This window comes from Streptomyces sp. HUAS CB01 (genome assembly GCF_030406905.1).
Classification (GTDB): domain Bacteria; phylum Actinomycetota; class Actinomycetes; order Streptomycetales; family Streptomycetaceae; genus Streptomyces; species Streptomyces chengbuensis.
Genome location: NZ_CP129137.1, coordinates 4,488,465 through 4,507,627, shown reverse-complemented (window position 1 = coordinate 4,507,627; position 19,163 = coordinate 4,488,465). Strand labels below are relative to the sequence as shown.

At 71.1% G+C, this 19,163-nt stretch carries 15 protein-coding genes and 1 pseudogene; 6 read left to right on the top strand and 10 right to left on the bottom strand.

Going from position 1 to position 19,163, the window contains the following annotated elements; translation table 11 throughout:
• Positions 1 to 23 precede the first annotated feature (23 nt).
• The 3 genes and pseudogenes from QRN89_RS19975 to QRN89_RS19965 form a co-directional block, all read right to left on the bottom strand.
• A pseudogene (locus QRN89_RS19975) lies at positions 24 to 377 on the bottom strand (DUF4240 domain-containing protein); the annotation flags it as partial.
• A gap of 136 nt (positions 378 to 513) precedes the next feature.
• Entirely contained in the window at positions 514 to 1,362 is an 849-nt protein-coding gene (locus tag QRN89_RS19970; protein ID WP_290350770.1) for an FG-GAP repeat domain-containing protein, read from the bottom strand.
• Positions 1,363 to 1,769: 407 nt separating this feature from the next.
• On the bottom strand, positions 1,770 to 2,963 hold the full coding sequence (locus QRN89_RS19965; protein ID WP_290350769.1) for an RtcB family protein: 1,194 nt from the start codon (positions 2,961 to 2,963) through the stop codon (positions 1,770 to 1,772).
• A gap of 228 nt (positions 2,964 to 3,191) precedes the next feature.
• Here QRN89_RS19965 and QRN89_RS19960 point away from each other — a divergent pair, with 228 nt between their 5' ends.
• From QRN89_RS19960 to QRN89_RS19950, 3 genes are all read left to right on the top strand, one after another.
• Positions 3,192 to 4,004, top strand: a complete 813-nt coding sequence (locus tag QRN89_RS19960; protein ID WP_290350768.1) for a DUF3558 domain-containing protein — start codon at positions 3,192 to 3,194, stop codon at positions 4,002 to 4,004.
• A gap of 181 nt (positions 4,005 to 4,185) precedes the next feature.
• Complete coding sequence (locus QRN89_RS19955; protein ID WP_290350767.1) at positions 4,186 to 4,917, top strand: DUF3558 family protein; 732 nt, start codon at positions 4,186 to 4,188, stop codon at positions 4,915 to 4,917.
• 223 nt (positions 4,918 to 5,140) lie between these two features.
• Positions 5,141 to 6,424, top strand: a complete 1,284-nt coding sequence (locus QRN89_RS19950) for a DUF2637 domain-containing protein (RefSeq protein WP_290350766.1) — start codon at positions 5,141 to 5,143, stop codon at positions 6,422 to 6,424.
• 203 nt (positions 6,425 to 6,627) lie between these two features.
• On the opposite strand, the gene lysS is transcribed toward QRN89_RS19950, so the two are convergent.
• On the bottom strand, positions 6,628 to 8,364 hold the full coding sequence (gene lysS, locus QRN89_RS19945) for a lysine--tRNA ligase (RefSeq protein ID WP_290350765.1): 1,737 nt from the start codon (positions 8,362 to 8,364) through the stop codon (positions 6,628 to 6,630).
• A gap of 276 nt (positions 8,365 to 8,640) precedes the next feature.
• Between lysS and argS the strand changes: the two genes are divergently transcribed.
• A complete protein-coding gene (argS, locus tag QRN89_RS19940) occupies positions 8,641 to 10,401 on the top strand; it encodes an arginine--tRNA ligase (RefSeq protein ID WP_290350764.1) in 1,761 nt (586 codons plus the stop codon).
• A gap of 116 nt (positions 10,402 to 10,517) precedes the next feature.
• Here argS and QRN89_RS19935 read toward each other — a convergent pair whose 3' ends face one another.
• Positions 10,518 to 10,790 carry a DUF1876 domain-containing protein gene (locus QRN89_RS19935; RefSeq protein ID WP_290350763.1) on the bottom strand — a complete coding sequence of 91 codons (273 nt, stop codon included), beginning with the start codon at positions 10,788 to 10,790 and terminating at the stop codon, positions 10,518 to 10,520.
• Between the two features lie 219 nt (positions 10,791 to 11,009).
• On the opposite strand from QRN89_RS19935, the gene QRN89_RS19930 reads away from it, so the two are divergent.
• Both QRN89_RS19930 and QRN89_RS19925 read left to right on the top strand, forming a co-directional pair.
• A complete protein-coding gene (locus QRN89_RS19930; RefSeq protein WP_290350762.1) occupies positions 11,010 to 11,936 on the top strand; it encodes an NAD(P)-dependent oxidoreductase in 927 nt (308 codons plus the stop codon).
• Between the two features lie 93 nt (positions 11,937 to 12,029).
• Entirely contained in the window at positions 12,030 to 12,836 is an 807-nt protein-coding gene (locus tag QRN89_RS19925; protein ID WP_290350761.1) for a DUF4253 domain-containing protein, read from the top strand.
• A gap of 154 nt (positions 12,837 to 12,990) precedes the next feature.
• On the opposite strand, the gene hemB is transcribed toward QRN89_RS19925, so the two are convergent.
• The 5 genes from hemB to QRN89_RS19900 all read right to left on the bottom strand — a co-directional run bounded on the left by hemB (position 12,991) and on the right by QRN89_RS19900 (position 18,908).
• Complete coding sequence (gene hemB / locus QRN89_RS19920) at positions 12,991 to 13,989, bottom strand: porphobilinogen synthase (protein WP_290350760.1); 999 nt, start codon at positions 13,987 to 13,989, stop codon at positions 12,991 to 12,993.
• A gap of 164 nt (positions 13,990 to 14,153) precedes the next feature.
• A complete protein-coding gene (locus QRN89_RS19915) occupies positions 14,154 to 15,812 on the bottom strand; it encodes a bifunctional uroporphyrinogen-III C-methyltransferase/uroporphyrinogen-III synthase (protein ID WP_290350759.1) in 1,659 nt (552 codons plus the stop codon).
• The gene (gene hemC / locus QRN89_RS19910; RefSeq protein WP_290350758.1) at positions 15,809 to 16,786 is read right to left on the bottom strand and encodes a hydroxymethylbilane synthase; all 978 of its coding nucleotides are present in this window, start codon (positions 16,784 to 16,786) and stop codon (positions 15,809 to 15,811) included. Before hemC ends, QRN89_RS19915 begins: the two co-directional genes overlap by 4 nt.
• Positions 16,783 to 18,138, bottom strand: coding sequence for a glutamyl-tRNA reductase (locus QRN89_RS19905; protein ID WP_290350757.1), 1,356 nt, complete (start codon positions 18,136 to 18,138; stop codon positions 16,783 to 16,785). Before QRN89_RS19905 ends, hemC begins: the two co-directional genes overlap by 4 nt.
• Positions 18,135 to 18,908, bottom strand: coding sequence for a redox-sensing transcriptional repressor Rex (locus QRN89_RS19900; RefSeq protein ID WP_290350756.1), 774 nt, complete (start codon positions 18,906 to 18,908; stop codon positions 18,135 to 18,137). Before QRN89_RS19900 ends, QRN89_RS19905 begins: the two co-directional genes overlap by 4 nt.
• Positions 18,909 to 19,163 lie beyond the last annotated feature (255 nt).

Here is a 19,163-nt window from a genome sequence, read left to right as displayed (position 1 = left end):
CCCGCACGCCGTGCGCACTTTTCCGCTTCCTCAGTCACGCCCTGGCCGTACTTCCCCACGCCGGCCCTCACGTCCGGGTGGTCGGCGAGACTGCCCGTCGAGCTGATCGCCCTCTCGTACCAAGCACGACCGAGTGCGATCAGCCCGGCGCGGAAGTCCATGAAGCCGTCATCGGAGCATCCACTGCCTGGGAGGTACGCCGCTGCCCAGACGTCCCAGCGTCGGCACACAGCGCCGTCAAGGGCATCGAACCGCTCCTGAAACGCCAGGATCTGCTCCGCCGACGTCGCTGCCGGCCGTTCCGTCAACGCCTCGGCGAACGGCCGGTCGTCCCTACGCGCCGACCCGATGAGGCTCCAGAACTCCTCCACGTCCATGGCGCGCCATGCTGGCACCAGGCTCCGACGATCACCCGCGCCCGGCCAGGACTCACGTGTTGGCAGGCCCGTAGTGCAGGACCTCGCCCTGAGGCAGCAGGTACCCGATGTCGTTGCCCCGCACGACGGACTTTGGTCAGAAGAGTCCTTTGAAGCGGTCCCAGCCAGCGGTGGCGATCTTGACGGTGGAGCGGAACGTGCCGGTGCCTGTCCCGGTATTGCGCAACAACTGCCCCTGCGCGTTCCGGGAAATCAGATCAGGTTGTGCGTCTCCGGTAATGTCGCCAACGCCCACGAACGCGTTGCGGCCGGTGGCCCATTGGTTGCTGAACACCAGTGCGCGAGGCTTGAGCGTTCCGGCGGCTGTTCCGTCGTATCGCCACAGCGAGTTGTCCCGGTCGACCGCGAGAACATCACCGATGCCGTCCCCGTTGATGTCGCCGGCTCCCAACACGGCGCGGTAAATCTTCCAGTTGGTACCGATGCGGCCCTTCGCCTTGAGGGTGCCCGCCCCGTCGTTCGCATACAGGTACATGTCACCGGTAACGGCCTGGCGGGCGACCAGATCGGCGCGGCCGTCACCAGTCATGTCCCCCGGTGAGGTCAGGACGTTGAACTGGTTCCAGCCGGTGCCCAGGCGCCGGCTCGTCTCGAACTGGCCGCCCATACCGGGAGAGCAGAGAGTCTCCTCCCGGTACAGGTCGCCGTTCTGCCGGCGGCTGAGGAGATCGTTGCACCCGTCCCCGGTGAGGTCGCTGAAGGGTACGAAGTGGTTGAATCCGACTCCTTCACCCGAGTAGACAGGATGGGTGCGTAGGCCACCGGAGCCCGATCCCCAGAAAAAGGAAGCGCTGCTGTCGGGGTTGATGACAACAAGGTCGCCGTACCCGTCCGCCGGTCCGGAGAAGTCGCGCCAGCCCGGGGCGGTGGCCGCTGACGCAGACCCCGCAAGCAGTGATGCGGCCACAACGACAGCAGCGCCCACGATCACGGCCGCCTTTGCTTCATGCCATTCCTCCCAAAAATGAAAAATCCGGAGCAAGGAGCCTCAGGAAGCCCACCACGCTGGCTGAGTGGGCGGCCATCCCAAGTCCTGCTCCGGCTGCCCGACGAGTACAGATGCCGGGCACCTTCATTGGGTGGGACTGGGTCGACGGGACGTCGTGCCGTCTGCGCTGCGCACGAGGTAAAGCTGGTTTCCTCGATGCCGCTGCCGGACATCGATGGTGCGCGTCAGCCGGCGGGTAAGGCAACGGGCTCGTGAGCCTGGAAAGGGCTCCCAGATGAAGGACAACCTTGTCCGAGGGAATCGCGCGCAGAGTGACCGTCGGCACAGCGACGGGTCCTGAACTGCCTCCGCCAGGACCCGTCGATGCACTGGTGCGCTGGTGCTCAGCCCTTCACGCAGATGACCTGCTTCAGCTTCGCGACGACCTCCACGAGGTCCCGCTGCTGGTCGATCACCTTCTCGATCGGCTTGTACGCGCCGGGGATCTCGTCCACGACCCCCGAGTCCTTCCGGCACTCCACGCCGCGCGTCTGCTCCTCCAGGTCCCTGGTCGAGAACCGCCGCTTCGCCGCGTTGCGGCTCATCCGGCGGCCGGCGCCGTGCGAGGCCGAGTTGAACGACTTCTCGTTCCCGAGGCCCTTCACGATGTACGAGCCCGTGCCCATCGAGCCGGGGATGATCCCGAAGTCGCCGGACGCCGCCCGGATCGCTCCCTTCCGGGTGACCAGCAGGTCCATGCCCTCGTACCGCTCCTCCGCCACGTAGTTGTGGTGGCAGGAGATGACCGGGTCGAAGGCCACCTTCGCCTTCCGGAACTCCCTGCGGACGACCTCCTGGAACAGCCCCATCATGATCGCGCGGTTGTACTTGGCGTACTCCTGCGCCCAGAACAGGTCGTTCCGGTAGGCCGCCATCTGCGGGGTGTCCGAGACGAACACCGCGAGATCACGGTCGACCAGTCCCTGGTTGTGCGGCAGCCTCTGGGCCTCGCCGATGTGGTACTCGGCGAGCTCCTTGCCGATGTTCCGCGAGCCGGAATGCAGCATCAGCCAGACCGAACCGGTCTCGTCCAGGCAGAACTCGATGAAGTGGTTCCCGGATCCGAGCGTCCCCATCTGCTTGGCCGCACGCTCCCGGCGGAACTTGACCGGGTCGGCGACGCCGTCGAACCCCGACCAGAAGTCGTCGAAGCCCGTCGACGGGAACCCGTACACCCGCCCGGGGTCCACCGGGTCGTCGTGCATGCCGCGGCCGACCGGGATCGCCCGCTCGATCCTGGACCGGAGCCGGGAGAGATCGCCGGGCAGGTCGTTCGCGGTGAGGGAGGTCTTCACGGCCGACATCCCGCAGCCGATGTCGACGCCGACCGCCGCCGGGCAGACCGCGCCGTGCATCGCGATGACCGAACCGACCGTCGCGCCCTTGCCGTAGTGCACGTCCGGCATCACGGCGAGCCCCTTGATCCAGGGCAGCGTCGCGACGTTCCGCAGCTGCTGCATGGCGCCGTCCTCGACCGTCGCCGGATCCGTCCACATCCGGATCGGGACCTTGGCGCCGGCCACCTCTACATACGACATACCTTCTCGATTCCCCCCAAAGGCCAGATAACGCAAAACCGGCGCCAGGCTCAAGAAAAGGGATATCGAACCGGCGTTCACAGCTGCGCGTGCGATACACATTGTGTCCATCGGCGCGCATCGGGCGGCAACACGTTTTCGCCGCGAGCGGCCACGACCGGGACCGGAGCCGGCGGGCGACAGGGCCGGGCCGGAAACGCAGGACGGCAGAGAAGGGAGCCTGGGAACGTGCGGCGAAAGGGGTACGTACCCGGCGTTGCGACGCTTCTCGCGGCGCTCGTCACCGGCTGCACCGGCGGATCCACCGACGGTGGCACCGCCACCGAGGCCAAGGCCGGCGAGACCGCAGGTCCCGTCGCCGCGCCCGGAAAGTACCGAACGCTCTACGAGCCCTGCGGCGCGGTCGAGCGCTCGATGCTCAGGGACCTGCTCCCCGGCGCGGCCGAGCTGCCCGAGGAGCAGCAGGAGAAGATCTTCCGCGGTACCGCCGCCGTCACGTACGACACGGACCGCCGCGTCGGCTGCAGCTGGAAGGCGGACTCCCCCGACGCCTCGCACCACCTTCGCGTGGACGTCGAGCGGGTGGTGTCCTACGCCCAGGACGTCAGCGACGACCAGCGCGCCCTCGAGGTGTACACGCGGAAGCAGGATGTCGCCGAGCTCCCGGCGCCCGCCGCAGGCGGCCAGGGCGGCGCCGGTGCCCCCGTGACGGGCTCCCCGGCAGCCGGAACCGGCTCGCCCTCGGGCGCCCCCGCACCTTCCGGTGGAACCGCCTCCGGTTCCCCGGGCGCCCCCGAGGGCCTGGAGCCGCGCGTGCTCGACGGCCTCGGCGACGCCGCGTTCCTCGACGACGTCCTCGCCCGGGCCGGTTCCACCGCCCAGCACCGCACGGTGAGCGTGGTGTTCCGCACATCCAACGTGATCGTGACCGTCGAGTACGGCGAGCAGCCCGCCCGTGTGACGGAGATCCCGGACAGCAAGGAACTGCAGGAAAAGGCCCAGGGACTGGCCCGGAAGCTGGCGGAGCGGTTCAACGACTGACAGGCCCGCCGGGCCGCCGGCGGGACCCGGCTGTTCCGCCGGTCGGTCCCGTCGGACGACCCCGGCGTCGTACCGTGTCGGCGTACCGTGGCCGCCCGGGAACACCGGACCGTCCGCCCGGAGGACCCGGACCCCGGGTCCGGCTCTCCGGAGGACCGTACGACAACCGACTGAAGGAACCATGCACCGATCAGCTCCGCGACTCACCCGCATACTCGCCTGCGCCGCCGTCCCGGTCATGCTCGTCGTCGCCGGCTGCTCGTCGGACTCCGACAGCAAGGGCTCGGGTTCGGACAGCGGCTCGTCCTCCTCGTCCGAGGCCTCCGCCCTCGGCGGCGGCGAGCAGTCGCAGCCGGCCGTGGAGCCGGCGAAGTACGCCAAGCTGCCCCAGCCCTGCAAGGCACTGACCTCCAAGACGGTCGAGGAGCTGGTGCCGAAGGTGAAGAACAAGTCCGGCACGGCCGGCACCTCCAACGACACGGGGGCCCGCGGCAGCTGCTCCTGGAACGGTCTGGAGGACAAGGGCGTCAAGGGCTCGAACTACCGCTGGCTCGACGTGTCTTTCCAGCGCTTCGAGTCCGAGTCCGGCCTCGGCAGCGGCGAGGAGCGTGCCAAGGACGCCTACAAGAAGGAAGTGGCCGCTGTCCGGGCCACGGAGAAGGCCAAGAGCGTCAACTCCTCACCCGCGGCGGGTGTCGGGGAGGAGGCCACCGCGATCAGCTTCGGCCTCACCAAGTCCGGCGAGGACTTCAAATACGCAACGATCGTGGCCCGCACGGGCAATGTCGTGGTGACCCTGGGCTACAACGGTACGGGCTTCGCGGGCGCCAAGAACCCGGACCCGGCGCAGCTGATGAAGGAAGCGGTGACCGCGGCCAAGGAGGCCACGGCCTCCGTCGCCAAGGCCAACTAGGCCCGGCACGGGGCCCGGCGTTCCTGCCGCGCCCCGTGCCGCGGTGCTCACGCACCACGGCACGGTGACCGCACCCCGCACGATCTGTTGGACGGCCCCGGCGGCCCGGCACCCGGCCGGAGTCCGGCCCTCCCCGGAGGGCCGGACTCCGTATCCATGTGCCAGGCTTGGGCCGCGCCACGGGCGCCATGAACAGAAAAGGGAGGGGATCGCGGTGGCCGCGATGCAGCTGACACGCACGCACCGCATACTCATCGGCGTGGTGGTCGCCGGTGCGGTGATCATCGCCGCGATCGGTTTCGCCGGGTCGTACGCCGCCGTGCGCGAGCTCGCCGAGAAGAAGGGATTCGGCCAGTTCTCCCTGGTCTTCCCGATCGGCATCGACGCGGGCATCTGTGTGCTGCTCGCCCTCGACCTCCTGCTGACCTGGATCCGCATCCCCTTCCCCCTGCTGCGCCAGACGGCCTGGCTGCTCACGGCGGCGACGATCGCCTTCAACGGCGCGGCCGCCTGGCCGGACCCGCTCGGCGTCGGTATGCACGCCGTCATCCCGGTCCTGTTCGTGGTGTCCGTGGAGGCCGCGCGCCACGCGGTGGGCAGGATCGCGGACATCACCGCGGACAAGCACATGGAGGGTGTGCGCCTCACCCGCTGGCTGCTCTCCCCGGTGCCCACGTTCCGGCTGTGGCGGCGGATGAAGCTGTGGGAACTGCGCAGCTACGAGCAGGTCATCAAGCTGGAGCAGGACCGGCTGATCTACCAGGCCCGGCTGCAGGCCCGTTTCGGGCGGGCGTGGCGCCGCAAGGCCCCGGTCGAGGCGCTGATGCCGCTGCGGCTCGCGAAGTACGGAGTGCCGCTGGCGGAGACCGCGCCGGCGGGGCTGGCCGCGGCCGGGATCGAGCCGATGCTGCTGCCGCCGCAGCCCGCGGCACCTGAGCTGGAACCCACCCGGCCCGCCCGGGCGCAGGAGCCGCCGGCGGCCGCCGGAGACGAGCCGAGCCAGTGGTTCGCCACTCCGCAGGACGTGCGGTACCAGGGCGACTACGACCCGGACTACGAGCCGCCCACGTACGTCCCCGGGCCGGACCACCAGGCCTGGTACGAGGGGCAGCCGCAGCACGTCCCGGTGCCGCAGCCGCGCGCGGCGGAGCCCGAGGCGCTGCCGCAGCCGCACCCGGCGGAGCCCGAGACGGTGGCACAGCCGCAGGCCACGGATCCCGAACCGCCGGCGGCCCGGGACCCGGAGCCGAAGTTCCAGGTGCCGAACGGGGCGGGCGGCATACGGCCGTTGGGTGAGGGCGTGCAGGAGGCACTGCCGTCGGACGAGAACCTGTACCAGGTGTTCCGGCGCTCGATAGAGGGCGAGGGGATGCCGACGCCCGGCGCCTTCGCATCGAACGTCGAGGCCGCGTACGGACTGCGCCTCCAGTCGCGTGAGGTGAACCAGTACATGGACCGGTTCGCGACCCGCTTCAACAACGAGCTGCTGGAAGACCACATCGCGTAAGGGGCCGGCGTCCCCACCGGGTGGTCCCTGGGGCCGGCTCCCGCCTGGACCGGCACGTCGAGGCGGCACCGCGAACCGCCGGGCCCGACGGCACGGCCGGGCGGTCGCCCGACGGCCAGCGACGCGGCGACGCCGAAGGGCTCTCCCACGAGAGGGAGAGCCCTTCTTCCGTCCTTCCGCCGGCTGCCCTCGGGCCCCGGTGGTCAGGCCGCCAGCAGCTTGCGCACCCGGTCCGCCCCGACCGCCAGGAGCAGCGTGGGGAGGCGCGGGCCGGTCTCGCGGCTCACGAGGAGCCGGTAGAGCAGCGCGAAGAACGAACGCTGGGCGACCTTCAGCTCCGGCGTCGGCTTGGCGTCCGGCTCCAGGCCCGCCATCACCTTCGGCACTCCGTAGACGAGGGTCGTCAGACCGTCCAGCGACCAGTGGGTGTCCAGCCCCTCCAGCAGCAGGCGCAGCGACTCGCGCGCCTCGTCGTCGAGGGAGCCGAGCAGTTCCGCGTCCGGCTCGGAACGCACGACCGTGCGGGCGTCGGCGGGGACCTGCGTCGTGATCCAGTTCTCCGCGCGGTCCAGCCTGGGCCGGGCCTCGTCGAGCGAGGACAGCGGGTTCGCCGGGTCCAGCTCGCTGAGGATGCGCAGCGTCTGCTCGTCGTGCCCGGCGGTGATGTCGACGACCGACGCGAGCGTGCGGTACGGCAGCGGGCGCGGCGTGCGCGGCAGCTCACCCGCGGCGGTGCGGGCGGCGCGGGCGTACGCGGCGGCGTCGGCCGGGAGCACGCTGCCGTCGGCGACCTTGGACTCCAGCTTGTCCCACTCGTCGTAGAGCCGCTGGATCTCCTGGTCGAAGGCGATCTTGAACGACTGGTTGGGCTTGCGGCGGGCGTACAGCCAGCGCAGCAGGGGCGCCTCCATGATCTTCAGTGCGTCCGCCGGCGTCGGCACCCCACCGCGCGACGACGACATCTTGGCCATGCCCGAGATGCCGACGAAGGCGTACATCGGGCCGATCGGCTGGACTCCGTCGAAGACGTCGCGGACGATCTGACCGCCGACGACGAACGACGACCCCGGGGAGGAGTGGTCGACACCGCTGGGCTCGAAGATCACGCCCTCGTACGCCCAGCGCATCGGCCAGTCGACCTTCCAGACCAGCTTGCCGCGGTTGAACTCGCTCAGCCGGACCGTCTCCGAGAAGCCGCACGCCGTGCAGGAGTACGTCAGCTCCGTGGTCGCGTCGATGTACTCCGTGACGGTCGTGAGGTCCTTCTCGCAGTTGCCGCAGTACGGCTTGTACGGGAAGTAGCCGGCCTTGCCGCCGCTGCCGTCGTCCTCCGAGGCGGCGCCGGAGCCCTCGGCGGCCTCCAGCTCGGCCTCGTCGAGGGGCTTCTGCTGCTTCTTCGCCTGGACCTTCGCCTTCGTCCGGTACTGGTCGAGGATGCCGTCGATCCGGGCGCGGTTCTTCATGGCGTGCAGGATCTGCTCGCGGTAGGCACCCGAGGTGTACTGCTCGGTCTGGCTGACCGGGTCGTACTCCACGCCGAGCTCGGCGAGCGATTCGACCATCGCGGCCTTGAAGTGCTCCGCCCAGTTCGGGTGCGGCGAGCCGGCGGGCGCGGGCACGGACGTCAGCGGCTTGCCGATGTGCTCGGCCCAGGTGTCGTCGACGCCCTCGACGCCGGCGGGCACCTTGCGGTAGCGGTCGTAGTCGTCCCAGGAGATCAGGTGCCGGACCTCGTGGCCCCGGCGGCGGATCTCGTCCGCGACCAGGTGGGGGGTCATGACCTCACGCAGATTGCCCAGGTGGATGGGCCCGGACGGGGACAGGCCAGACGCAACCACGACCGGTTTCCCGGGCGCACGCCGTTCCGACTCGGCGATGACATCGTCCGCGAAACGGGAGACCCAGTCGGTCTCGGTGCTGCTCTGAGCCACGATCGGCACGTCCTTGATTGCTTGAGTCTGTCGAAGCTGGCGTCTGCCATTCTCCCAGACGGAACAGCGCGCCCGTTGGTTGTCCACAGGCCCACGCCGACCGCCCCGAGGTCCCGCCCCCCGTCGTCCACAGGCGCCGGTTGTCCACAGGCGCCGGTTGTCCACAGGTCCGGGGTCCCGTGGGAGAAACAGGTTGCTCCCCCGTGGGAGACTTGACCACTGAATTGGCAGCGCTGATCACTCCCCGACGACCCACGACGCCCCACTCACAGGAAACGGAAGCTCATGGCCTCGGTCCCTTCCCTCGCCTCGACCGTGCAGCAGCGCCTCGCGGACGCCCTCTCGGCAGCCCTGCCGGAGGCCGGCTCCGCGGATCCGCTGCTGCGACGCAGCGACCGGGCCGACTTCCAGGCCAACGGCATCCTGGCGCTCGCCAAGAAGCTCAAGGGCAATCCGCGTGAGCTCGCCGCCAAGGTCGTCGAGTCCCTCCCGGCCGATGACGTGCTGCGGGAGATCGAGGTCTCGGGCCCCGGCTTCCTGAACATCACGATCTCCGACAAGGCGATCACCGGGACGCTCGCCGCACGGGCCGCTGACGACCGCCTCGGCGTGCCGTTCGCCGACGGCACCGGCACGACGGTGATCGACTACGCGCAGCCGAACGTCGCCAAGGAGATGCACGTCGGCCACCTCCGCTCCGCCGTCATCGGCGACGCCATGGTGCGGATCCTGGAGTTCACCGGCGAGAAGGTGGTCCGGCGCCACCACATCGGCGACTGGGGCACCCAGTTCGGCATGCTCATCCAGTTCCTGATCGAGCACCCGCACGAGCTGGACCACAAGGACGAGGCCGCCGTCTCCGGCGAGGAGGCCATGTCCAACCTGAACCGGCTGTACAAGGCCTCGCGTGCCCTCTTCGACTCCGACGAGGAATTCAAGGAGCGGGCCCGGCGCCGGGTGGTGGACCTGCAGTCGGGCGACGAGGAGACCCTCGCCCTCTGGCAGAGGTTCGTCGACGAGTCGAAGATCTACTTCTACTCCGTCTTCAAGAAGCTCGACATGGAGATCCGCGACCCCGACGTCGTGGGCGAGTCGGGCTACAACCACATGCTCGACGAGACCTGCCGCATCCTCGAGGAGTCCGGTGTCGCCGTGCGCTCCGAGGGCGCGCTGTGCGTGTTCTTCGACGACGTGAAGGGCCCGGACGGCAACCCCGTCCCGCTCATCGTGCGGAAGTCCAACGGCGGCTACGGCTACGCGGCGACCGACCTCTCCGCGATCCGGGACCGGGTGCAGAACCTCGGCGCGGACAGCCTGATCTACGTCGTGGACGCCCGCCAGTCCCTGCACTTCAAGATGGTCTTCGAGACCGCCCGCCGGGCCGGCTGGCTGAACGACAAGGTCAAGGCCGTGCAGCTGGCCTTCGGCACCGTCCTCGGCAAGGACGGCAAGCCGTTCAAGACCCGTGAGGGCGAGACGGTGCGGCTGGTCGACCTGCTGGACGAGGCGATCGAGCGGGCCTCGGCCGTCGTCCGGGAGAAGGCCCAGGACCTGTCGGAGGAGGAGATCGCCGAGCGGGGCGCCCAGGTCGGCATCGGCGCCGTGAAGTACGCGGACCTCTCGACGTCGGCGGCCCGGGACTACAAGTTCGACCTCGACCAGATGGTGTCCCTGAACGGCGACACGTCGGTGTACCTCCAGTACGCGTACGCCCGTATCCAGTCGATCCTGCGCAAGGCCGGGGACGCGAAGCCGCAGGCCCACGCGGAGATCGGGCTGGCTCCGTCCGAGCGCGCGCTCGGCCTGCACATCGACCGGTTCGGCGAGACGGTCGAGGAGGCGGCGTCCTCCTACGAGCCGCACAAGCTGGCCGCGTACCTGTACCAGCTGGCGTCGCTGTACACGACGTTCTACTCGGAGTGCCCGGTGCTCAAGGCGGACACCCCGGCCCAGGTCGAGAACCGGCTCTTCCTGTGCGACCTGACCGCCCGCACGCTCCATGAGGGCATGGCCCTCCTGGGCATCGGCACCCCCGCGCGTCTCTGACGCACGCACGGCGCTCCCGGACGCTGCGCGCCCGGCCCATCAGGCACATCCGGCACGGACGGCCCCCGGCGATCGAACCGCCGGGGGCGGTCCGGCGTTCGCCTCGCGTCACCTGGTCAGTGGTTCAGCGGGTGCGCCGGCCTTCCCGTGGTCTCCTCGATCTCGTCGTGGGCCTTCTTCAGCAGTGTTTGTGCGATGTCCATGAGCGCCCGAGCACCGGCGATCTCCTCGCCGACCCGCAGCTGGGCCGGGTCGGACGGATGACGGCTGGCGTGCCCGTGGCCGCGCACTTCCGAGCCGTCGGCGAGCCGGAGCATCGCGGCCGCCTTGGTCTTGTCGCCCTCTTCGAGGAACTCCATCTCGACGTGCCAGCCGACGAGAGTCTGCATGACGGATCACCTCCACAGCGGTACCCCTCTCAGGGTGCGCCGACCGCAGGCTGATCACCACCTCTCCCGTACGCCGCCCCATGCCCCGTGCACGCCGCGGCCCGGGCCCCCACGCACCGAAAGGTGAGTACCTGAGCAGAAAGTCGGTACTTGTTCGCCTCTGTGGGCCCGGCGAGGATCAGGGGCGAGCCCCAGCAGCCCCTGACCGGAGGATCACCCATGCCCGGAGAAGCATCCGTGCCCGGAGCAACACCCGTGACCGCGAGCGGCGGCTCGCCCGTCGCCGCACCCGTGACCGTCCTCGGTCTCGGCATGATGGGTTCCGCGCTCGCCGCCGCGCTCCTGGGCGCGGGCCACCACGTCACCGTCTGGAACCGCTCCCCGGCGAAGGCCGGCCCGCTGGTGGCGCGAGGCGCGGTCCCGGCCGCCACCCCCGCCGACGCGGCCGCGGCAAGCCCTCTCCTCGTCGTGTGCCTGCTGGCCGACGACGCCGTCCGCGAGGTTCTCGACGGCCTCGGCGACGCGGTCGCGGGGAAGACCGTGGTCAATCTGACCAACGGCACCCCGGTCCAGGCCAGGGAACTCTCGGCGGTGACGGCGGGGCGCGGCGCCCGGTACCTCGACGGCGGCATCATGGCCGTCCCGCAGATGATCGCCGGCCCGGACGCCTACGTCCTCTACAGCGGCGACGAGGGGGCGTACGCGACCCATCGGGCCACCCTCGCGGCCTTCGGCGGCACCCGGTGGACGGGCACCGACCCGGGCAGGGCGGCCCTGTACGACCTGGCTCTGCTCACGGGCATGTACGGAATGCTGCTCGGCGTCCTGCAGGCCTTCGCCCTGGTCCGCACGGAGGGCATCCAGGCCGAGGAGTTCTCGGACCTCCTGGTCCCCTGGGTCGGCGCCATGCTCGCCGGCGTCCCGGAGATGGGCCGGGCCGTGGACACGGGCCGGCACCGGACCGATGTCTCCAGCCTCGCCGTCAACCAGGCCGCGTTCCCCAACTTCACGGCGACGTTCCGCGACCAGGGCGTCAGCCCTGAGCTGTTCGAGCCGTTCCAGGCCCTCCTCGACCGCGCGATCGACGAGGGCCACGCTGCCGACGGCCTCTCCCGTCTCACGGATCTGCTCGGCTCCAGGAGCTGAGCCCGCACCCCGCCGACCGCGCGTGCCCGGGCGTGAGGCCGCCGTTCCCGCACGGCGGCCTCCGTTGTCAGTGACGGCGCCTACCTTCGGACCATGGCGATGCTTCCCAACCCCCTGCCGACCCTGGCCACCGACCCCACCGGCCGGACCCTGGGCCTCGATCTGCCTCCCGGCCGGCTGGTGGACACTACGGCCGACGGCCCGTGGCACGAGCCCCTGCTCTGGTACGGCGACGAACCGGCCGCTCCCGGCACCTGGGACCGGCTCCTCCCCGCCCGCAGGGCGGGCGGGCTGCATCCCGTGCTGATCGGCGGCGCCGACGGCCCCCACGCGTGGGAGCTGTCGCCGCAGCGGGTGTCGTACCCGGGGGACCACGACGCCGAAGAGGTGCTCGAGGAGTTCTGGGAGTCCTGTGCGGCTGACGAGCCGGACACCGACGGCGAGTGGCCCGGACCGGCCCCGGGCGGCACGCTCCCGGAGGATCCCGACCGGCTCGCCGGCGAGGCCGTGGACGCGCTGTCGGCCGGCGAACACGGCGACGTGTGGAAGGGCGCCCGCCCCGCACTGGTCCGCGCCCGCCGCAGCGCCGACATACCGGCGGCCATCGGCTGGTCCGGCCCGCTCGACCACGAGAACGACGTGGCCCGCCTCTGTTCGGTCCTGCGGTCGTGGGAGGACCGCTTCGGCATACGGGTCGTCGGGCTCTCCTTCGACCAACTGGTCGTCTCCGTGGCCGCGCCACCCACCACGACGGCGGACGCCGAGGCGCTCGCGGCCGAGCACTTCGCCTTCTGCCCGGACAACCTCCGGCAGGGGCCCCGCCCCCGTCTCGGCGCGTACGCCCAACTGCTCCTGGGAGCCCCGGTCTGGACCTTCTGCTGGGACCGGCCCTCGGTGTGACCGGCCCGCCGACCCGGCGTGCCTCCGGCGAGGGCGCCCGGCCGGGCCGTCGAGCGAGCCCGGACGGCTGAACGCGGCCGGGTGGGGACACCCGGCCGCGGGCTGCCCTCGTTGTATTGATCACGAACGTTGTCGGCGCTCGTGATCAATACACCTAGTCGCGGGCGAGCTTCTGCGCGACCTCCGTCGCCCAGTACGTCAGGATCATCCGAGCGCCCGCGCGCCGGATCCCGGTGAGGGTCTCCAGGATCGCCTTGTCGCGCTCGATCCAGCCCTTCTCCGCGGCGGCCTCGATCATCGCGTACTCGCCGCTGATCTGGTACGCGGCGACGGGCACGTCCACGGACTCCGCCACCTTCGCCAGCACGTCGAGGTAGGGACCCGCCGGCTTGACCATGACCATGTCCGCGCCCTCCTCGAGGTCGAGCGCCAGCTCCCGCAGGGACTCCCGGAGATTCGCCGGATCCTGCTGGTACGACTTGCGGTCGCCCTTCAGGGAGGAGGCGACCGCCTCGCGGAACGGCCCGTAGAAGGCCGACGAGTACTTCGCGGTGTACGCGAGGATCGCCACGTCCTCCTTGCCGATGGTGTCGAGCGCGTCCCGGACCACCCCGACCTGGCCGTCCATCATCCCGCTCGGGCCGACGACGTGGACGCCCGCGTCCGCCTGGACCTGCGCCATCTCGGCGTACCGCTCCAGCGTCGCGTCGTTGTCGACCCGGCCGTCCGCGTCGAGCACCCCGCAGTGGCCGTGGTCGGTGTACTCGTCCAGGCACAGGTCGGACATGACGACGAGGTCGTCGCCGACCTCCTCCTTCACCGCGCGGACGGCGACCTGGAGGATCCCGTCCGGGTCGGTGCCCGCGGTACCGGCGGCGTCCTTCTTCGCGTCCTCCGGCACGCCGAAGAGCATGATCCCGGAGACACCTGCCTCCCGGGCCTCGACCGCGGCCTTCCGCAGCGTGTCCAGCGAGTGCTGCACGACCCCGGGCATCGCCCCGATCGGCACGGGCTCGCTGACGCCCTCCCGCACGAAGGCGGGAAGGATCAGATCGGCGGGGTGCAGCCGCGTCTCGGCGACCATGCGCCGCATCGCGGGGGTGGTCCGCAGCCGTCGCGGCCGCGATCCGGGGAAGGATCCGTACACAGTCATGCCCACCACGCTACGCCCGTGGGCGGACCGCTTTTGCCGACAGGCTGTCCCCGGAGAGCAGCCGGACCGCTCCGGGCGCGGTCCGGCCCGGAGCGAACGGGAACGAGCGGAAAGGGGCCACGGGGAACAACCCCATGACCCCTTTCCGATCACGTCCCACGACCTCACGTCGTGCGGCGTCTGCGCGCTCCCGGACGCCGCTCGCTGGGCCGCGTCACCGGGTCGCCGGCCTCCAGCGCGGCCTCCCGGCGCCGCGCCCCGAACTCGGCGAGCGCCTCGGCCAGCTTGTGCACCGACGGCTCGGGCGACAGCACGTCGACCCGCAGCCCGTGCTCCTCCGCCGTCTTCGCGGTCGCGGGGCCGATACAGGCGATCACCGTCACGTTGTGCGGCTTGCCGGCGATGCCGACCAGGTTCCGCACGGTGGACGACGAGGTGAAGAGCACGGCGTCGAAACCGCCGCCCTTGATCGCCTCCCGGGTCTCCGCCGGCGGCGGCGAGGCCCGCACGGTCCGGTAGGCCGTGACGTCGTCGACCTCCCAGCCCAGCTCGATCAGTCCCGCCACCAGGGTCTCGGTGGCGATGTCGGCCCGCGGCAGGAACACCCGGTCGATCGGGTCGAACACCGGGTCGTACGGCGGCCAGTCCTCCAGCAGCCCCGCTGCCGACTGCTCACCGCTCGGCACCAGATCCGGCTTGACGCCGAACTCGATCAGCGACCTCGCCGTCTGCTCGCCCACGGCCGCGACCTTGATCCCGGCGAAGGCGCGGGCGTCCAGCCCGTACTCCTCGAACTTCTCCCGCACCGCCTTCACGGCGTTGACCGAGGTGAAGGCGATCCACTCGTAGCGGCCGGTCACCAGTCCCTTGACCGCGCGCTCCATCTGCTGCGGCGTACGAGGCGGCTCGACGGCGATCGTCGGAACCTCGTGCGGCACGGCGCCGTAGGACCTGAGCTGGTCGGAGAGCGAAGCGGCCTGCTCCTTCGTGCGCGGCACGAGCACCTTCCAGCCGAACAGCGGCTTGGACTCGAACCAGGCGAGCTGGTCGCGCTGCGCCGCGGCGCTGCGCTCACCGACCACGGCTATGACCGGCCGATGGCCCTCGGGCGACGGCAGCACCTTGCCCTGCTTGAAGACCTGGGCGATCGTGCCGAGCGTCGCCGTCCAGGTCCGCTGCCGCGTCGTCGTACCGGCCACCGTCACCGTCAGCGGTGTGTCGGGCTTGCGCCCGGCCGTCACCAGCTCCCCGGCCGCGGACGCCACGGCGTCCAGCGTCGTCGACACGACGACGGTGCCGTCGGAGGCACCGACCTCGGTCCAGCAGCGGGCGTCCGCCGTCCTGGCGTCGATGAACCGCACGTCCGTGCCCTGGGCGTCCCGCAGGGGCACACCCGCGTAGGCGGCCACGCCCACGGCGGTCGCCACACCCGGCACGACGTCGAAGGGGATGCCCTCGGCGGCGCAGGCGAGCATCTCGGCGCCGGCGTCGCCGTCGAGTCCGGGGTCCCCGCTCACGGCACGGACCACCCGCTTGCCGCCCCGCACGGCCTCCATGACAAGATTGGCCGCGTCCCTCAACACCGGGACACCGGCGGTTGTTGAGGCATCGTCAACAACCGTCAGCTCAGGCGTGCTCACTCCGGCGCGCGCGTGGCCGCGAACGACGTCGAGGACTTCCGGCTCGGCGATCAGTACGTCCGCGCCCGCCAGCGCCTCGACGGCGCGCAGCGTCAGCAGGCCCGGATCACCGGGACCGGCGCCGAGGAAGGTGACCTGCCCGTGTACGGGACCAGCCGGGACGTTCGAGGTGGTGGGGCTCAAAGTGCTCGCTCCCCCATAAGACCGGCCGCGCCCTTGGCGAGCATCTCGGAGGCGAGTTCGCGCCCGAGTGCCACCGCTTCGTCGTGCGAAGAGGGCACGGGACCGGTGATGGACAGCTGCACCAGCGTGGAACCGTCGGTGGTACCGACGACGCCCCGCAGGCGCATCTCATGAACAGCCTGTTCGTCGGCCGGCAGGTCGGCCAGCGCGCCCACGGGCGCACTGCAGCCGGCCTCCAGTGCGGCGAGCAGGGACCGCTCGGCGGTCACGGCGGCCCGGGTGTACGGGTCGTCGAGCTCGGCGAGCGTGGCGGCGAGGGCGGTGTCGGCCGCCGGGCACTCCACCGCCAGGGCCCCCTGACCGGGGGCGGGCAGGATCGCGTCGACCGGCAGGAAGTCGGTCGCCTCGTCGATCCGGCCGATGCGGTTCAGACCGGCCGCGGCGAGAACCACCGCGTCCAGTTCCCCGTTCCGCACGAAACCGATGCGGGTGTCGACGTTCCCGCGGATCGGCACGGTCTCGATCTGCAGCCCGTGCGAGCGGGCGTACGCGTTGAGCTGAGCCATCCGGCGCGGCGAGCCGGTGCCCACCCGGGCGCCGTGCGGGAGCCGGTCGAGCGTCAGCCCGTCCCGGGCGACCAGGACGTCACGCGGGTCCTCGCGTCGCGGGATCGCGGCCAGGGCGAGGTCGTCCGGCTGCGTGGTCGGCAGGTCCTTCAGCGAGTGCACCGCGAAGTCGACCTCGCCCGCGAGCAGCGCGTCGCGCAGCGCGGTGACGAACACACCGGTGCCGCCGATCTGCGCCAGCTGCTCGCGCGAGGTGTCGCCGTACGTGGTGATCTCCACCAGCTCGACGGAGCGGCCGGTCAGCTGTCGCACCGCCTCCGCCACATGCCCGGACTGGGCCATGGCGAGCTTGCTGCGCCTGGTTCCGAGCCGCAGGGGCCGCTCGGTCCCCGATGCCCTCTCGGTCATACTCGCCCTCGGTTCTTGATGTCGGCGTCGGTGACGTCGGCCCGGCTGACGGAGGCGACCGTCTCCGGGTCGAGGTCGAAGAGTGTGCGCAGCGCGTCCGCGTACCCGGCGCCGCCGGGTTCGGCCGCGAGCTGCTTGATCCGCACGGTGGGCGCGTGCAGGAGCTTGTCGACGACCCTGCGGACCGTCTGGGATACCTCGGAGCGCTGGCGCTCGTCGAGATCGGGCAGCCGGCCCTCCAGCCGGGCGATCTCGCCCGCCACGACATCGGCGGCCATGGCGCGCAGGGCGACCACGGTCGGCGTGATGTGCGCGGCACGCTGGGCGGCGCCGAACGCGGCGACCTCGGCGGCCACGATGGTCCGCACCCGGTCGACGTCGGCTGCCATGGGGGCGTCCGCGGACGCCTCGGCGAGCGACTCGATGTCGACGAGCCGGACACCGTCGATCCGGTGGACGGCGGCGTCGATGTCCCTGGGCATGGCGAGGTCGAGCAGCGCCGGCCGTCCCTCGCGGCCCGCGATGGCGGCCTCGACCTCCTCCGCCCTGAGCACCAGCCCGGTCGCGCCCGTGCAGGAGACGACGACGTCGGCACGTGTCAGTTCGTCGCCGACGGAGGCCATGTCGACGGCCCGGGCGCGGACGCCCGTCCCGCCGGGCTCGGTCAGGATCTGCACCAGCCGTTCGGCGCGCTCACGGGTGCGGTTGGCGACGACGACCTCGGCGACGCCGGCGCGCGCCAGGGTGGCGGCGGCGAGCGAGGACATCGAGCCCGCGCCGATGACGAGGGCGCTCTTGCCCGCGGCCCACTCCTCGGTCGGCGTGCCGTCGGCCAGTTGCTCCAGCCCGAAGGTGACGAGCGACTGCCCGGCCCGGTCGATCCCGGTCTCGCTGTGGGCGCGCTTGCCGACCCGCAGGGACTGCTGGAACAGGTCGTTCAGCAGTCGGCCCGCGCTGTGCAGCTCCTGGCCGAGCGCGAGCGAGTCCTTGATCTGGCCGAGGATCTGCCCCTCGCCGACGACCATCGAGTCCAGCCCGCAGGCCACCGAGAACAGATGGTGGACGGCCCGGTCCTCGTAGTGCACGTACAGATAGGGGGTGAGCTCCTCCAGGCCGACGCCGCTGTGCTGGGAGAGCAGCGTCGACAGCTCGGCGACACCCGCGTGGAACTTGTCCACGTCGGCGTAGAGCTCGATGCGGTTGCAGGTGGCGAGGACGGCCGCTTCCGCCGCGGGTTCCGCGGCGAGGGCGTCCTGCAGCAGTTTGCCCTGCGTGTCCGTGGAGAGCGAGGCCCGCTCCAGGACGCTGACGGGGGCGCTGCGGTGGCTGAGGCCCACGACGAGGAGGCTCATGCCGGCATCACGGCGGGCACGTCCCCGTCGGGTCCCTTCCGGCCGTCGGCCGTGGCGGAGGTGCCGGTCGGGGCGACCGGCGGCACGGCGGCCTCGCCCTCGCTCTCCTCGCCGGCCTTGCGCTGCTCGTGGAACGCGAGGATCTGCAGCTCGATCGAGAGGTCGACCTTGCGCACGTCCACGCCGTCCGGCACCGAGAGCACGGTGGGGGCGAAGTTGAGGATGGACGTCACACCGGCGGCGACGAGCCGGTCGCACACCTGCTGGGCGGCGCCCGCGGGGGTCGCGATGACCCCGATGGACACGCCGTTGTCCGAGATGATCTTCTCCAGCTCGTCCGTGTGCTGGACGGGGATGCCGGCGACCGGCTTGCCGGCCATCGCCGGGTCCGCGTCGATCAGCGCTGCCACGCGGAAGCCGCGGGAGGCGAAGCCGCCGTAGTTGGCGAGCGCGGCGCCGAGGTTACCGATACCGACGATCACAACCGGCCAGTCCTGGGTCAGGCCGAGCTCGCGGGAGATCTGGTAGACGAGGTACTCCACGTCGTACCCGACGCCGCGGGTCCCGTAGGAGCCGAGGTACGAGAAGTCCTTGCGCAGCTTCGCGGAATTGACTCCCGCGGCGGCCGCGAGCTCCTCGGAGGAGACGGTCGGCACGGAGCGCTCCGACAGTGCGGTCAGTGCGCGCAGATACAGCGGAAGCCGGGCGACGGTGGCCTCGGGGATTCCTCGGCTGCGAGTCGCCGGTCGGTGAGTTCGGCCAGTTGCCACGGTGCTCCTGCGGGATGAGCGAGGCTGGCGGCCATGCGTCCCAGGACCGCCCCGTCGAGAGCAGGCTATGTCTTTGTGAACGCGTGCACAAAGATGGTGTCCGTTTTGTCCGTGCAAAGTGACCGGGGTCACGCGAGCCGATCGCGCCATTCCGGAACCGTGAACGGCCGGCACGCGTTGAAGATCGGAAGGGGGCAAAGCAGTACACACTCCTCACGGCCACGCCCCCGAGACCCCAACAAAACGCCCATGATG

Coding starts and splice junctions, on each gene's coding strand:
- QRN89_RS19965 (WP_290350769.1), bottom strand. CDS start 2,963: ATGTCGTATGTAGAGGTGGCCGGCGCCAAGGTCCCGATCCGGATGTGG.
- QRN89_RS19955 (WP_290350767.1), top strand. CDS start 4,186: ATGCACCGATCAGCTCCGCGACTCACCCGCATACTCGCCTGCGCCGCC.
- QRN89_RS19950 (WP_290350766.1), top strand. CDS start 5,141: ATGCAGCTGACACGCACGCACCGCATACTCATCGGCGTGGTGGTCGCC.
- argS (WP_290350764.1), top strand. CDS start 8,641: ATGGCCTCGGTCCCTTCCCTCGCCTCGACCGTGCAGCAGCGCCTCGCG.
- QRN89_RS19935 (WP_290350763.1), bottom strand. CDS start 10,790: ATGCAGACTCTCGTCGGCTGGCACGTCGAGATGGAGTTCCTCGAAGAG.
- QRN89_RS19930 (WP_290350762.1), top strand. CDS start 11,010: ATGCCCGGAGAAGCATCCGTGCCCGGAGCAACACCCGTGACCGCGAGC.
- QRN89_RS19925 (WP_290350761.1), top strand. CDS start 12,030: ATGGCGATGCTTCCCAACCCCCTGCCGACCCTGGCCACCGACCCCACC.
- hemB (WP_290350760.1), bottom strand. CDS start 13,989: ATGACTGTGTACGGATCCTTCCCCGGATCGCGGCCGCGACGGCTGCGG.
- hemC (WP_290350758.1), bottom strand. CDS start 16,786: ATGACCGAGAGGGCATCGGGGACCGAGCGGCCCCTGCGGCTCGGAACC.
- QRN89_RS19905 (WP_290350757.1), bottom strand. CDS start 18,138: ATGAGCCTCCTCGTCGTGGGCCTCAGCCACCGCAGCGCCCCCGTCAGC.